Below are 14,417 nucleotides of genomic sequence, written 5' to 3' on the forward strand. Positions count from 1 at the left end.
GCCGTTCTCGACCCGCTGTTGATATCGCCTGAGCAGACCGCCCGCTTGCGCGGGCAGCTGTGCGCCCGGTGCGGGGTGGCAGGGAGCCTGCGTTCCGGCGGCTACGCCTACACCGCATCCGAGGATGGGGGCCGTCTCGGCTGGGCCGTAAAGGTGTGCGGCACATGCCCGAGCTGGGGTGCCCGATGAGGGAGATCGAACCGGCGAACGCCGGGGCCCACTGGGCCGCCCAGGCCCACGAGCGGCCTCCTCAGGTGTGGGAGGAGTGGGCCAGCGACCTCGCCGTTGCCCTGCTGCCTGCCGGCCGTAGGTGGGACGCGGTGGCGATGTCTTCCCTGAGGATGCAGGCCGTCGCCGAAGTCCTCGGCCAAGACCTGGCTCAGGTCCCTGTCCTGACCGACCTGACGGTCGACCGCGCCTACGTCTTCGTCCCGGCAGGCACAGCTGAGACCTGGAGTGAGCCGGATACGACCCCTATCGGTGCCGACTACTGGCTGGTCGCCTCCAAGCCGGGCGGGCGCCAGGTCCCCGCCGGTACCTGGTTGCAGGCACCCGACCTGATCACGCGACTCGCAGACCCGGCCGTGCTGCGTGCGGCCCTGAAACGGACGACGGAGAACTTATGAGGCGCCAACCGGCCGTCCGGGCCGTGCTGATGGGTGGACACCGGCTCTTCCACGTACCTCCGCAGGGGCTCTCCCTTGCCGACCGGGCAGCTGTCCGCCGCGAGGATGCCGGGCAGCGCGTCTCGTGGCCCTTCTCCGCGTACGACGACAAGACCCCCGAGAGAGCCGGGTTCAACGCCGGGATCGCCTACGGGGTGTGGAATGTCGAGCCTCCGTACGCCGACGCTCTCGCTGCTCTGACCTGGCACCTGACCAGCCATGCCATGAACGTGCTGCTCACGCACCGGTACATCGTGACCGCCGTTCTTCGCCGCGGATCAGCCACCGTCAGCGTCCTCGCCATCCAGGGCCGTCCGCGCACGATCACCGACCCGGGCGCCCATCCCGACGTCCGGCGCATCGCGGACGCCTGGGGGAGCGTCTCCCTCGCCGCAGGCCCCTGCCTCTACGCCTCCGCCCAGATCCCTGAAGCCGCCCCGGAGCACCACTGACGAATCCGTGCTCTCCGGGTGGTGGCCGGTCCGGCCGGCGGCCCGCCCGGGGCGTACGGCTCCGTGAGGAGGCGACCGGCATGGATCAGCACAGAGGCCGGCGAGGGCGGCCACCGGACTGCGGCATCCGCGTCGTCAGCCAGCGGGCGCCCGCACCTCGACCGCGTACGGATCGTCGTCAACACCAAGCGCACCGCTCCGGATCCTGCCATCTCCGCCCCGCCGCCGAAGCTGGCCGAGGGCTCCAGCTCATCGACCAGCAGCACCCGAGCGACACCTGAAATCACCAAGAGACAGGAAGCTCCGCATGTTCATCGACATCCCGACGGCACTCGAAGACGCTCTGATCGGCCTTCCCCTCCCGACGTGGAAGCTGGACGGCTCGTTCCTGGCGCAGTCCACCATGGAGCGTTACCGGAGCGAGCTTGCGGCCACACCACAGCTTGAGGAGACCGCCACGACGCTGCGCCACGCACTGACCGAGGAGGGCGGCGGCTACGCCGTGTTGCGCCTGGGGAACCTCGCAAAGGCATTGAGCGCCGACGACGACCGGTTCCTGCGGCTGGCGACGGCGTTCGCGGCCGAGGTGGCCATCCCCTTCTCGCCCTTCCCACGGTGGCCCCTGTGGAAGGACATCGGGGTCAAGGTCGACAAGGACCCCGGCAAGTCCAGCGGCATCGGGTACAACGCCTTCCACATGGACCTGGTGAACGGGAGCCTCCCCCCGGACTACACCACGCTCCTGTGCGTCCGCCCCGACCCGCTCGGCGGCGGCCCCAGCATCCTCTCCGACCCCCACGCGGCGGTGGCGCGGCTTTCGGAGAACAGCCGCGCTCTCCTGGCCGAGCCGGCCTACCACTACGGAACCTTCTTCGACCTGAACGGCGTCGGCGAGGAGTGCAAGCCGTTCCCCGTATTGGACGGCTCCGACCCGGGCGGGTTCGTCCGGTTCACCGCGAAGATGCTGAAGCGGTCCGAGCTCAGCCGCGCGCACGCCGAGGCCGCCCGAGAGCTCGCAGAGGAGCTCGTCCGCGGGCAGGTCTCCTTCATGCTCCAGCCCGGTGACTACCTCATCGTGAACCAGCGCCGCCTCCTGCACGGCCGGGAGGCGCTCCACAGCGGTCAGCAGGCCGTCCCGGTCGCCGACCGGCGGCTGCTCCTCCAACTGTTCCTGCGCGCGGGGGCCAGCTCCGGCCCGGCCGCGTAGCGGGCCGAGCGCACCGGTGACCTACCGCCCACCGTCGAGAGCAGTACCCGAGCACGCGGCACGCTCACGCGGTGGGGCCCGGTCGGTACCACCCGGAAGCGAACGCGCGCCGGGGTCTCCGGGCCTGTGCGCGGATCTAGACGCGCGAGTTGCGCAGCGACTGCCAGACCGCGCCGGCCAGCGCCCGCGTCGACCGCGGGACCGACAGATGCTCGTGCTGGCGGTACAGCTCCCAGTTGTACGGCACCAGGGAGAGCTTGTTGGAGGACAGGGACCCTGCTTGATGGGCTCTGTACACCGCGAGCGGCTCAGCCAGGCCCCGGGCGTCCGTGCCGTCCCGCATGATCGACAGCCACAGGGCGTAGTCCTGGCGCTTGCGCATCGTCGGCATCAGCCGCGTGCCCAGCACCGTCCGGGAGTACATGGCGGTGAGGGCCCCGATGTGGTCCTGGACCAGCATCGCGCGGTAGTCCACATGCGACCGTGCACGGACTACCCGCCCGTTGGGGATCCAGTCGGTGCTCTCGCCGTCGTAGTCGGCGTCCATCTTGAAGTACGAGGTGAACGTCAGCGGCACATCGCCCTCGGCGGCGAAGGCGAGCTGCTTCTCGGTCTTCTCCGGAAGCCACATGTCGTCGCTGTCGAGGAAGGCGATGTACTCCCCGCGGGCCCGCTGGATCGCGAGGTTGCGGGCACGGCCCGCACCACCCCGCTCGGGTGCCACCTGTGGCAGGACGCGCTCGTCCTGCACGGCGAGCTCACGGAGCAGGTCCATGGAGCCATCGGAGGACTGGTCGTCGGTGACCAGCAGCTCCAGGTCGCTGTGGGTCTGCGTGAGGACCGAGCGGACGGCTGCGCCGAGGGTGGATGCCGAGTTGTACACGGGCATCACGACGGACACCAAAGGCACAGCGGTTCTCCTTGCCAGACCAGGAACGAAAGTCCCATTCAAGCACCGCAACCGAGCAGGAGCTGCCATGCAGATTGTCGTCGCTGGTCAGGGCTACGTGGGGCTTCCCTTGGCCGTACGTGCCGCCGAGGTGGGTCACCGTGTCGTCGGCTACGACGTGGACCCGCACCGCGTGAAGCAGCTCGCCGCTGGCCACTCCTACGTTGAGGACGTCCCCGGCTCACGCCTCCGCGCGGTCCTCGACAGCGGCGCCTACGCCGCGACCGCCGACACCAGCGCGCTGGCCGGCTTCGACGTCGCAGTGATCACCGTGCCGACCCCGCTGCGCGAGGGCGTGCCCGACCTGACCTACATCGAGTCCTGCGCCCGGACGCTGGGCGAGCACCTCCGCCCCGGCGCGACCGTGGTCCTGGAGTCAACGACGTATCCCGGCACCACCGAAGAGCTGTTGGTGCCGGTCCTGGAGCAGGCCTCGGGCCTCAAGCGCGGCGTGGACTTCTTGGTGGGCTTCAGTCCCGAGCGCATCGCTCCGGGGAACACACGGTGGTCGTTCGAGGGGACCCCGAAGCTGGTGTCCGGCATCGACGCCAAATCACTCGAAGTGATCACGGCCTTCTACGACGGCATCTTCCAGACCACGGTTCCGGTGTCCGGGACCCGGGTCGCCGAGATGGCCAAGCTGATCGAGAACACCTTCCGGTTCGTCAACATCTCCCTGGTCAACGAGCTTGCGATGCTGGCCAAGCCGCTCGGCGTGAACATCTGGGAGGCCATCGACGCCGCGGCAACCAAGCCCTTCGGCTTCACGCGGTTCACCCCGGGGCCGGGAGTCGGCGGACACTGCCTGCCCGTCGACCCGCTCTTCCTCTCCTGGAAGGTCCATCAGGAGCTCGGCGTTCCTTCCCGGTTCGTGGAACTTGCCGCCGACGTGAACCGCAGGATGCCCAGCTACGTCGTCCAGCGACTCGTCGAAGGACTCGAAGAGCGTGGCATGCCCATCCACGGCTCCCGGGTCCTGCTGCTCGGCATGACCTACAAGATCGACGCCGCCGACCTCCGTGAGTCGCCCTCAGCCCGTGTCGCCGAACTCCTGATCAACCTCGGCGCCGACGTCCGCGGCGCCGAACCCAACCTCCCGAACGGCGACGACACCAACCTGAACGTGCCCCTGGTGGACGCGACCGCCCAGGAGATCGCTGCTTCCGACGCCGTGGTGCTCCTCATGGACCACGCACGATTCGACCTCGCGATGATCCAGCAGAACGCGCCCTACGTCCTCGACTGTCGTAACCGCCTGTCCGGGCCCAACGTCGAACTCCTCTAGCTGCTCGCCATCCGCCGATCCGCTGTCAACTCTCCGGGAGCTCTCTTGCGCGACGAATGGGAACAGGCTCACACGGACTACACCAGGCCCCCGCAGCGTCGAGTTCCTGCCTCGCTCGCCGAGAGCGAGAGTGACTGGCGCCGGTACCTGGAATACGCGACCCCCAACGGCTCACTGCTGCGACGAAACGCTATGACCGAAGCGCTCGTCAGCGGAAAGCCGCTGTATCTGCTGCACGTCACCAGGGACATCGACGCCATCCGCATCAGCCAGCAGTTGCACGTCTCCACCGGATGCCTGGTCGGGGCCCTGTACTGCTCGCCCCTCACCAGCCACCGCGAGGGACTGCGCCCCCACAACCTCGGCGCCTACCTGATGCGGACGAAGCCCTCCACCAAGGCCATGGTCTTCGAGGTCACCCCGGACGCCCCGATCCAGCCCAAGGGCATCGACTACCTACATCTCGGCGCCATCCACCTGCGCACCTACCAGCGGTACCAGAGCTTCCTCACCCCCGCAGAGAACGACCAGCTCAACCGCGCCGTACTGGCCGGACTGCGCGCCGGCACCCCGTTCCTGGACCTCGCCCTGCGCAACGCTGCCGGTCAGCACAGCCCAGCACCCGAGTTCATCGACCAGCTGTCCGACGCCGTGGACCACGTGCCGTTCCTCGGCTACTTGTACTTCGAGGTCCTGTCCGAGTACCTGATGCTCCACTCCGCCACTCCGGAGACCAAGGCGTTCGCCCAGGCAGGAGAACTGAACAACTCGCTCTACAAGAGGCTGGCCTTCGCCGCTGTGGACGGCATGGACCGGTTGTTCGACCTGGCCCGCTTCAATCCGCGCCACCACCGGCTCATCCGGCTCATCGGAGGCATCGAGCCGGCTCTCAGCGCGGGAGCCGCCGAGTACGTCCGTCGACGGCTCTCCCACCTCTTCGCCCAGATCGCATTACACCCGTCCCAGGACACCGCAGGGGTCACCTTCCAGGGCGCCGATCTCAGCACCCTCCAGAAGGCCGCGCCCGGACTGATCGGCCAGATGATCTTCCGCGAGATCCGGTACATGCCCCGCTACCAGCACCTGTACCAACTGTTCGAGAAGGCCAAAGCGCTGGAGGCGTGGGACTACTGGAACCGCGAAGGAATCCCCACCCCCTTCAACGGAGTCATCCCCAAGGGAGAGATCGGGATCAATCCCGCGTACCCCCGATCGGCAGTCCGAGTATGGACAGCACGACCAGACACCGAGGGCTACCTGCACCCGGACGAGGAGATCACGGCGGTCCTCACCCCTCACCTCGCGTCGTGGTGGGCACCACCCCGCCAGCGCGAGACGCACGACGCCGCCGACCGATCGCGCGTCGAGCCGGCCCCGGTAGCTCGATCACCGATCACCACCCGACGGTCGCCCATGAACGGGGTACCCGCATGACCACCAAGCCGCTGAACATCCTGACCGGCATCAACCGCACCTCCGGACCCTCGTCCGGGAGCGCGATCCTCGTCCACGACCTCTACGGCGCGATGTCGGACAGCCACACGACCTTCCTGGGCCGGGCCCCGGTCGATCAGGCGTGGAAGGCCGCGTTCGATCAGATGATCACCCTCTCCACGACCAAACGACCCCAAGGCCCGTTCTTCGGCCCCTACGTTGACGAGCTGACCCGTGAGGTCGGCGCGCTCATCGAGAAGACCCGGCCGGACGCCATCCACGCCCAGTACCTTGGGTTCGCTCTCAGCCTGGCCTTCACCCGGACCGCCGGCACCATCCCGATCATCACCATCGCGCACGGCCCAGAATTGATGGCTGCCGAGCGCAGCGCACCGGAACGCGAGGTCATGAATGAAGTCGCTGCCGCAAGCGCCGCGATCGTCGCCCCGACCTCCGCCCTCGCCGACCGAATCGACCGTCTCACTGGAGGCCGATTCACCGATCGACTAACCGTCATCCCGTGGGGCATCCCTCTGCGCGATGCTCGGGTACGCGATCAACCGCCGACCGGCCCTGGCCCCCTGTCTCTGGTGCACGCCGGTCGTCTGGACGACAACAAGTCCACGATCACCGCCGTCGAAGCCCTCGCTCTCACCGCTCAACCGCACCAGTTGACCGTGATCGGCGAAGGAAGCCTGCGCGAGCATCTGGAACGGCGAGCTATCGAACTCGGGCTCCGGGACCGGGTTCGCTTCGCCCCGTTCCTGCCCCGCACCGAACTGTGGCGCCGACTGCCGACCTTCGACGCCTTCGTCTTCACGACCAAAGGGCTCGAGGCTTTCGGGCTCGTCCTCATCGAGGCCCAAGCCCACGGACTCCCGGTTGCCTACTCCGATCTGCCCGGGATGAGGGAACTCCTCGGGAGCGCTGGTGCTGCCTACCCTCCTGGTGACCCGCGCTCGCTGGCCCTGGTCCTAGACGGACTGGGCCGAGACGTCCCCCGGCGCAAGGCACTGGCTCAGGCGGCCACCGACAACGCGCACCGATACGACATCACCACCACCAGCCGCCGGCTCCGCGAACTGACGCTTCGCATTGCCTCCCGGCCCCGACCCGAAACTTGATCATGGAGTGCAGTCACTGTCAGACCTGAGTCATAGCGTCGAAGTGAAGGCCTGGAGTTGGCCAGGCCCCTGAAGCTGCGAGGAGCAGGGCATGGGCGAGATCAGCGTCGAGCGGCAGCACCTTGACCGGCTGCTTGCCGACAGCGCGAACACGTACGGAGCCCCGTACCAGCGGGCCTTCTCCGAGCTCGCCGAAACGCGCCGCGGGCGGCCCGTCGCAGAGATCCTCCCGCTGCTCCGGCGGGCCGCCGACCAGGCGCTGCTCGGCTTCACGGACCTGGACCTACGGGAACAGGCTCAGGCGATCAGTTTGGGCAAGCCGTATGTCCTGCGCGTGACGGTGGCTTGACTGGCTGCGTAGGTGAGAGCGGGGTTCTGGCACAGATCTTGGGCTCTGTCGCTGATTTGGGCGTGGTTGGGCAGCTATCCAATGTGATGGGTGGGGTTCAGGTCGGGGATCTTCTTCTGCCGGGTGTCGCAGTGGAGGTCGACCAGGTGGTGCTGACGGATGCGGAGGTCCGGGTCGCCGTGCGGTCAGGGGCCGTGTCGGCGGCTTGTCCTGGATGCGGGCGGAGATCTTCGAGAGTGCACTGCTATTACGAGCGGACTCTGGCGGATCGTCCGGTCGCTGGCCGACGTGTGCGGATCGAGCTACGGGCGCGTCGACTCGTTTGCGGGAATGGGCAGTGTGACCGTCGAACGTTCGCCGAACAGATACCGGGCCTGACGTGTCGCCACGCACGCCGCACGGACGCACTCACCGCCCAGCTCACCGACGTGGCCCTGTTCCTGGGCGGCCGGCCTGGCGCTCGACTGTTCCAACGTATGGCCATCGAGACCTGCAAGGACACACTGCTCCGGCTGATCCGTAAGCTGCCGCTCCCTTCGTCGGGATCGGTGCCACATCTCGGCGTCGATGACTTCGCCGTTCGCAGGGGACGGACCTACGCCACGATCCTCATCGACATGGCAACCCATCGCCCGATCGACGTCTTGGCTGACCGGGCAGCAGAGACCTTCGCGTCCTGGCTGCGGGACCATCCTGAGGTGCGGATCGTCTGCCGTGACCGCGCGGGCTCCTACCGGGACGGGGCCCAAGTCGGTGCCCCGCAGGCCAGGCAGATAGCCGATGCCTGGCATCTTCTGAACAACCTGGCGCAAGCTGTCGAACGCGTCATTGGACGGCATCGCGCCGACCTGCGACAGCCCCTCACCTCCCACGATGACCGGACCGACGACGGTCTGGCCTCTGAGGGCCGCGACCGCGAAGAGCTATACATCCACGGACGGCCTCGGCCTCTGGTCGCTCGCACCCGCGATCGCCACCAGCAGATCCATGAGCGCATCGAATGCGGTGACAGCCTTCGCGCCATCGCACGCGACCTCCAGCTCAGCCGCGGCACGGTCAACCGCTTCGCGCACGCCGCAGAAGTCGACGAACTTCTCCTCGCAGCCGTTCACCGACCCTCCCTGATCGACGACTACCGCGTTTACCTGCACCATCGCTGGATGGAGGGCTGCACCAACGCTTCCGCGCTCACCCGGGAAATCCAGCGGCTGGGCTACTGCGGCGACGTCAACACCGTCCGCCGGCACCTGAAGCCCTACCGCAACGGTGCGATCTCGGTCACCGCTCCCTTGACGCACCTGACCCTCCGCAGGGTCACCGACTGGATCATGCGCCGGCCCGAGCGCCTCACCGATGTTGAGCGAAAGGGTCTCGACGAACTATGCGAGCGGAACCCCGCGCTGGCCACGACCGCAGAGTACGGGCGCCGTCTGGCACTCATGATCCGAGACCGCCGCAGTGAACATCTTGCTCTCGACGTCTGGATGGCCGACGTCCGCTTCGATGGACAACCTGAACTCCGCACCCTGGCCAATGGCATGCGACGCGACCGCTCAGCCGTCCAGGTCGCCCTCACCACGGCCTACACGTCCGGAGCAGTCGAGGGCAACGTCACCAGGATCATTCTGTGGAATCAGCGATGTCAAGCCGTGTACTTGTGCATGACGTCAAGATAGTGACGGTCTCGGTGAGGCACGTGGTTGTCCCGGCCCTGGAGGCTGAAGACCGCGTAGACATCAGCGGGCCGGGTGAGGATGCTGGACTGCTGGCCGAAGGTGAGGGTGTTGTTGACGTGATGCTCACAGCCTGCGGTGTCCAGGGCCGTGATCAGTTCCTCGCGGAGGACAGTGGCCTCGAACGACTCTGATTCGGGCAGGACGAGAGCGGGGAGCTTCGCCGTCGAACCGGGCCAGAGGTGGATCCAGATGCCGCTGACCGCCCGCTGGGTGACGTCCAGCTTGAGTCCGCCCCAGGAGTACGGGTAGCCGTCGATGTCGGGCCCCTTCATGACGTGGGCGGGGTGCGGCCGCCCCGGGCCGAGGAGGTTCTCAGCCTCGGCCAGGGGCATTCCGCAGTGAAGCGGGCCGATCCGGCCGGTTCGGGCGAAGTCGACGAGCACGTTCATCAAGGTCACGGCAGTGACTGTGTCATTCTCCTGGGCCTGTGTGCACTCCGATATCAGCGCGGTGCGGAGCCCGTTCCGCCCTGTCGGACGTCGACGACCGGCAGCAGGCGGGCCGTCACGGGCACGTCCAGATCGCGTGGTGTCGGGCCGGCCGGAGTGGGTGTGTCAGCGAGGCGGTCGAGTAGCCGGTCCAGGGCTGCCTGGCCGTCCTCGACGGCTGCCAGCTCGTCGTCGGTCAGCGGGATGGACACGGTCATCTTCTGCAAGTTGCTTTTCGCTTCCAGGAGTTGGGATCTCGTGGATTGCTTTGGGGTGTAGAAGTCGCAGCGTGCGCAGGCCATGCGGTGCTGGCACTGCTCGAAGAAGGTGTAGCTGCAGTAGCCGTGTCCGAGGTCGTAGTGCTGCCAGGGCTCACCGCCTGCGGCGGCGCCGGAGGCGACTGCGTCGCGGTCGACCAATACCTCGATCGTGCGCACGTTCCGCTCGAAGTAGCAGGCCTCGGAGTAGGCCTTCGACAGGGTGCTCGGTGTGATCTTCGCGTAGTACTGGGTGGATTGTGGGGAGCGGTGTCCGAGCCAGGCCTGCAGCTCGAAGAGGGTCATCGGCTCCTTGGCGTTGTAGAGCTGGCTGGCGATGGTGGACCGGGCGTGGTGGCTGGTGATATTGCCGCGGACGTCGGCGGCCGGGACTCCGGCCTTGCGGCAGAGCATCGGGATGATGGTGTTGTTGATGTAGCTGGTGGAGACGCGGCGAGCCCGGACGGCGAACAGCGGGTCGACCAGCTCGCCGGTGCGGCGATCGGTGAAGTTCGGCTTGCCGAGACGGTCGCCCAGCCCGATCGTGCGCTGGACGTAGTCGCCGACCTTCATTCGGTCCAGCGCAGCGATCCACGAAGCGCAGGTCTGCCGGGTCCAGTCGGCCGGATCGGCGGCGTCGGGCTGTTCGGCGGCGATCCACCGGCCGACCTTGAGCAGGTTCGAGCGGACGCTGCCGCGAACGCGCGGGGTCAGCGTCGAGGTGGTGTGCCAGCGGTCCGGCCACTGTTCCCAGATCGGCGCGCCGCCGCTGGCCCGGGCCGAGTGGTGGCCCGTGCCGGGACGCGGAGGATCACAGAATCCGAGCTCGGCGACCGCCCGCTGCATCGCGTGCAGGGTGTTCAGCCGACTGCCCTCCAACAGCCCGTCACGGCGGACCCGATCGAACAGTGCGGTGTCCAGATCCTCAAGATGCGGGCTGCGGTTGAGCAGGAACAGCTGGCAGGCCGAAATCGGCAGCAGGGTGTCCTCGTCCCGGCCGAGCCGGTAGCCCCAGGCGCTCAGGATCGCGCGAAGTCGTGCGACCTCGCCGTTGACGCGGTCGCGTCCGAAGATCCGCCAGGCCAGGGTGAGCCGCTGGAAGCTGCCGAGCCGGTGGAACTCGTTGAAGCCACCGAGCAGATAGGCGTGCGCCGCGAGATAGGGGCGGACCTCGTCGCCCGCCCAGGCGGGCGCGTGCTGGCGGAACTCGGCCTGAGTGCGGCCGAGCAGGTGGAACCATTCCTCTTCGGTCCAGCCCCAGAAGGTCCTGCCGGTCTCCGCGCACCGCGTCAGCAGCACCGCGACCACGTCGAGCATGGCCCGTCGGGGATGCGGGGTGGGCGGGGAGTCCAGTGCGGCGTTGACCGCCTCCAGCGGGCCCAGCAGTCTCACGATCACGCGCCAGCCCGGCGCGGACGGGTCGTGGTGCTGCAGTCGCCGCAGATTTCGCACGCCCAGGTCGGCCACGGCCCTGGCCTCGGCGGGCCGCACCGCCACCGCGGTGCTGTCGCGGGGCGGGGAGATCGGCCAGGACCAGCGTCCGGCCCCGTCCTCGGCGGCGATGGCCGGCAGTGGTGCGGTCACCGCGACACCTCCGCCGTCGTGCCGTCCGCGGAGGTGAGCATCTGTATTCGCCAGGCATGGATGTGCTCCATGCCGCGGGCCAGCTTGTCGGCCAGGTCCCGGCCGGACAGGTGGATGTACTGGAGCGTGGAATCGGTGTTGCGGTGGCCGGCGAAGGTCGCGATCGCGTGCAACTCCCAGCCCATCCGGGCCAGATCGGTCAGACACAGATGCCGGGTGGTGTGGGTCGAGAATCGCGGGACACCGGCCTCCAAGGCGATCCGGCGGACAACCTTCGACCAGGTCCACAGGGTCAGCGGCTGTCCGTGGTTGTGCCGGGACTCCGACAGGAACAGCGGCCCCCTGGCCCGGCTGATCGTGGCTCGGTGGGCGAGGTAGGCCGACATCAGCATGCCGGTCGACGCCGAGTACGGCACCACCCGCTCCAGCCGGTTCTTCGTCGTCTCCGCCCGTACCCTCAGCGTCCGGTGGGCCGGATCGAGGTCGTCGGTCCGCAGCGAGCACAGCTCCTCTCGCCGCAGCGCGGAATCGTAGGCCAGAGCCAGCATCACCCGGTTGCGGACCGGCTCCACCCGCGCGACCTGCAGGATCCCCAGCCGCTGCTGTTCGCTGGGAATCCACGGCAGCTTCGTGAGCCGCGGCACCAGTCCGCGCTGCTGCCCGCCCCGCTGGCGGCCAGGGGTGTAGCGGCCCCGGCCCACCGGGTTCGACTCGCGCAGACCCTCCTCCATGAGGAAGTCGTAGAACAGGCGGACCGGCACCAGGCGCTGCTGGATTGTGGCGTTCGCCAGTCCCGACCCCGAGTCGATCGCCACCACGTTCGCACCACGACGGTGCGGTCGTGACGTCAACTCCCGTACGTAGAAGGCAATGTGGGCGCGGTTCGCGATGACCGGATCGACGTCCTCCCGCTCGCACATCACAAGGTACTCGGCCAGTCCGCGGGCGTAGGCGTCGATCGTCCTCGGCGCCCGACCGAGATCAGTCCAGATCTGCAGCCACACCGCCGCCTGCTCGTGCCGGCCCAGCACCGGCCACTTCTCCATCAGCACCGTCGTGCCGCTCTCGCCATCTCCCAAGTCCGTGGTTGCACCGGGGAGACATGATCACCCCGGCCAGATTCCACGTAGCTTTTAAGCTCCTGAAGAGACAGATGTATGGCCGCGCGAACTTTGATCTGCTACGGCGCCGCATCCTGCTCTCACCATGATCAAGAGGCCACGACCCCCAAATCAGCGACAGAGCCGCCCCAACGCACCCACCGGCAGCGCCGCTCGGGAAGCTGAGCCCCACGGGGCGCCCGTCGAGCCTTTGCCGCACGGACGGAGCCCCGGGGCGCGGCCTACGAGGCTCGGCGTCAGGTTCGGGTGACGCTGTAGCCGGTGTCGTTGAGGGCGGCCGTCCAGACGGCGGGGTTGAACCACTTGGTGATGTCGGGCTCCATCGCGGTGATGGTGTCCATCCGGGCCTGCCAATCGGTGCCCGTGGGCCGCTTGTCCTGGCAGCCGGTGCAGCCGTCCTCGCCGTGGATGTGGCTGGCCATCCAGGCATTGACGGCGACGTTGACGATGACGCTGTACAAGTCGCCGCCGCTCTCCTCCAGCGCGTCGGGCACGCCCCCGAGAATGAGTGCCAGCTCAGGGTTGTCGAGCGGCGGCATGGGCGCTCGCCCGACTTCCTCGGATGCGCTGCTGCTCTCGGACTCTTGTCGCTGCTGCACGATGCTGGGTGCGAGGTTCGCCGGGTCGAAGTACCGCCACGCGGAGCGCTCCTGGATCCCGAGCCGCTCGGCGACGGCGCGGATGTTCCGCTCGATGGTGTCGGCGACGGTACCCGGGCGAACGGTCACACCCTGGCGGGCCAGTTCGGCCAGCGTGTCGGCGACGGCTTCCTTGAACGCTTTGGTGTTCCTCATGGACGCCATCCTTCAGGAAACCCTCCCGACCCCGCCTCCCGATCCGTCCTCCTTCATGCCTGGGGAGGGCGAGTTGGCCCGCCCTCGGCATCCGAGAGCCAGCCGCCGCGCGGCCGGCCGACCGCCACTCCCCAGTGAACTCCCTGAGCCGGTCGCGCTGGCGCTGCTCCTCCGCGCTGACGCCGTTGAACACGGCCTGATCGACGTGGGGGGCGACGGCGCCGAGGACCAGGCGCTGCAGTTCGGCGGGGTCGAGGGCCGCCCGGCGACACCCGGTCCGTCGGCCATCCCCCGTGCGCACCCCGGCGGTCGCCCACTCGGCGCGGGGAGCGGAACGTCGGCCAGGAGTCGGGATTGGCGTGTTCGGAGTGGTCTTCGCAACACACCCCGACGTGGCCAAGAGGGCTGCGAGGAGCAGGATGGGGAGGGTCCAGCGGTTCATATGAACACTTGCGTACGCCGGGCGCGGTCGTCCTGCAGATCTGTGTCGATGACAGACGCGAACAGCGGCACGTTGCGGTCGAGACCGCGACCCGACCTAATGCTGCTGGCACTCGGCACGGGTGTCTGCCACACGGCAGAAGGGAAGTCAGACCGTCTTCCAGAGGGAAGCAACAGATTGCGACCAGGCGGGCCTGGTATGGGGCGGTCGGTGGTTTGGTATCGGTGGGGAGGGGAGGTTGTGCTCCGCTACTTTCGGGTGCCAGCGGTCTCGAGATTGTCCAGGCGGTGGCGGACTTCTTCGGGCTGGATGTGGGTGAGCCATGTGCCGAGGCCTGAGGCCATGATGAGGGGGTCGACGCCGAGTAGTTGGCCGATGTAGTACATCTCGCGCAGGGTGTACTTGATCAGTCCGTCCTGACGTTTGCTGATCTGGCTCTTGGACATGCCGATGTAGCTACCGAGCTGCTCGTAGGTGAGCCCGGCGCGGAGCCTTCCGTGTTCGACGGCCTCGATGAATCTCAGCTCGAGCTCGGTCACCGCCTCGTGGGCCTGCTGCTTAGTCGCGTTGTCCATGGCCCACATCCTATC

Annotated in this window: 14 protein-coding genes; 8 read left to right on the top strand and 6 right to left on the bottom strand. The window is 68.0% G+C overall.

Going from position 1 to position 14,417, the window contains the following annotated elements; genetic code table 11:
- Positions 1–164: 164 nt before the first annotated feature.
- From ACE1OC_RS41165 to ACE1OC_RS41175, 3 genes are all read left to right on the top strand, one after another.
- Positions 165–626, top strand: coding sequence for a hypothetical protein (locus ACE1OC_RS41165; protein ID WP_407841384.1), 462 nt, complete (start codon positions 165–167; stop codon positions 624–626).
- Entirely contained in the window at positions 623–1,117 is a 495-nt protein-coding gene (locus ACE1OC_RS41170) for a hypothetical protein (protein ID WP_407841385.1), read from the top strand. The genes ACE1OC_RS41165 and ACE1OC_RS41170 overlap by 4 nt, the downstream gene beginning before the upstream one ends.
- Before the next feature lie 307 nt (positions 1,118–1,424).
- Positions 1,425–2,324: a TauD/TfdA family dioxygenase gene (locus ACE1OC_RS41175; protein ID WP_407841386.1), complete on the top strand. Its 900-nt coding sequence runs from the start codon at positions 1,425–1,427 to the stop codon at positions 2,322–2,324.
- A gap of 136 nt (positions 2,325–2,460) precedes the next feature.
- On the opposite strand, the gene ACE1OC_RS41180 is transcribed toward ACE1OC_RS41175, so the two are convergent.
- Positions 2,461–3,234 (bottom strand): glycosyltransferase family 2 protein, encoded by a 774-nt coding sequence (locus ACE1OC_RS41180; protein WP_407841387.1) that lies wholly within the window; start codon positions 3,232–3,234, stop codon positions 2,461–2,463.
- A 67-nt stretch (positions 3,235–3,301) separates the two neighbouring features.
- Here ACE1OC_RS41180 and ACE1OC_RS41185 point away from each other — a divergent pair, with 67 nt between their 5' ends.
- From ACE1OC_RS41185 to ACE1OC_RS41205, 5 genes are all read left to right on the top strand, one after another.
- Positions 3,302–4,558, top strand: coding sequence for a nucleotide sugar dehydrogenase (locus tag ACE1OC_RS41185; protein WP_407841388.1), 1,257 nt, complete (start codon positions 3,302–3,304; stop codon positions 4,556–4,558).
- Positions 4,559–4,750: 192 nt separating this feature from the next.
- Complete coding sequence (locus ACE1OC_RS41190; protein WP_407841389.1) at positions 4,751–5,992, top strand: hypothetical protein; 1,242 nt, start codon at positions 4,751–4,753, stop codon at positions 5,990–5,992.
- Entirely contained in the window at positions 5,989–7,116 is a 1,128-nt protein-coding gene (locus ACE1OC_RS41195; protein WP_407841390.1) for a glycosyltransferase family 4 protein, read from the top strand. Before ACE1OC_RS41190 ends, ACE1OC_RS41195 begins: the two co-directional genes overlap by 4 nt.
- Before the next feature lie 91 nt (positions 7,117–7,207).
- Positions 7,208–7,465 carry a hypothetical protein gene (locus ACE1OC_RS41200; RefSeq protein ID WP_407841391.1) on the top strand — a complete coding sequence of 86 codons (258 nt, stop codon included), beginning with the start codon at positions 7,208–7,210 and terminating at the stop codon, positions 7,463–7,465.
- An 86-nt stretch (positions 7,466–7,551) separates the two neighbouring features.
- Positions 7,552–9,141: an ISL3 family transposase gene (locus ACE1OC_RS41205; RefSeq protein ID WP_407841846.1), complete on the top strand. Its 1,590-nt coding sequence runs from the start codon at positions 7,552–7,554 to the stop codon at positions 9,139–9,141.
- On the opposite strand, the gene ACE1OC_RS41210 is transcribed toward ACE1OC_RS41205, so the two are convergent.
- From ACE1OC_RS41210 to ACE1OC_RS41230, 5 genes are all read right to left on the bottom strand, one after another.
- Complete coding sequence (locus ACE1OC_RS41210; RefSeq protein ID WP_407841392.1) at positions 9,108–9,599, bottom strand: hypothetical protein; 492 nt, start codon at positions 9,597–9,599, stop codon at positions 9,108–9,110. The genes ACE1OC_RS41205 and ACE1OC_RS41210 overlap by 34 nt on opposite strands.
- Before the next feature lie 44 nt (positions 9,600–9,643).
- A complete protein-coding gene (locus tag ACE1OC_RS41215) occupies positions 9,644–11,470 on the bottom strand; it encodes a site-specific integrase (protein WP_407841393.1) in 1,827 nt (608 codons plus the stop codon).
- Positions 11,467–12,549 carry a tyrosine-type recombinase/integrase gene (locus ACE1OC_RS41220; RefSeq protein ID WP_407841394.1) on the bottom strand — a complete coding sequence of 361 codons (1,083 nt, stop codon included), beginning with the start codon at positions 12,547–12,549 and terminating at the stop codon, positions 11,467–11,469. Before ACE1OC_RS41220 ends, ACE1OC_RS41215 begins: the two co-directional genes overlap by 4 nt.
- 278 nt (positions 12,550–12,827) lie before the next feature.
- Positions 12,828–13,385, bottom strand: a complete 558-nt coding sequence (locus ACE1OC_RS41225; RefSeq protein WP_407841395.1) for a hypothetical protein — start codon at positions 13,383–13,385, stop codon at positions 12,828–12,830.
- Positions 13,386–14,075: 690 nt separating this feature from the next.
- Complete coding sequence (locus tag ACE1OC_RS41230; RefSeq protein ID WP_407841396.1) at positions 14,076–14,402, bottom strand: hypothetical protein; 327 nt, start codon at positions 14,400–14,402, stop codon at positions 14,076–14,078.
- Positions 14,403–14,417: the final 15 nt, after the last annotated feature.

The organism is Streptomyces stoeckheimensis, assembly GCF_045822005.1.
GTDB classification, from domain to species: domain Bacteria; phylum Actinomycetota; class Actinomycetes; order Streptomycetales; family Streptomycetaceae; genus Streptomyces; species Streptomyces stoeckheimensis.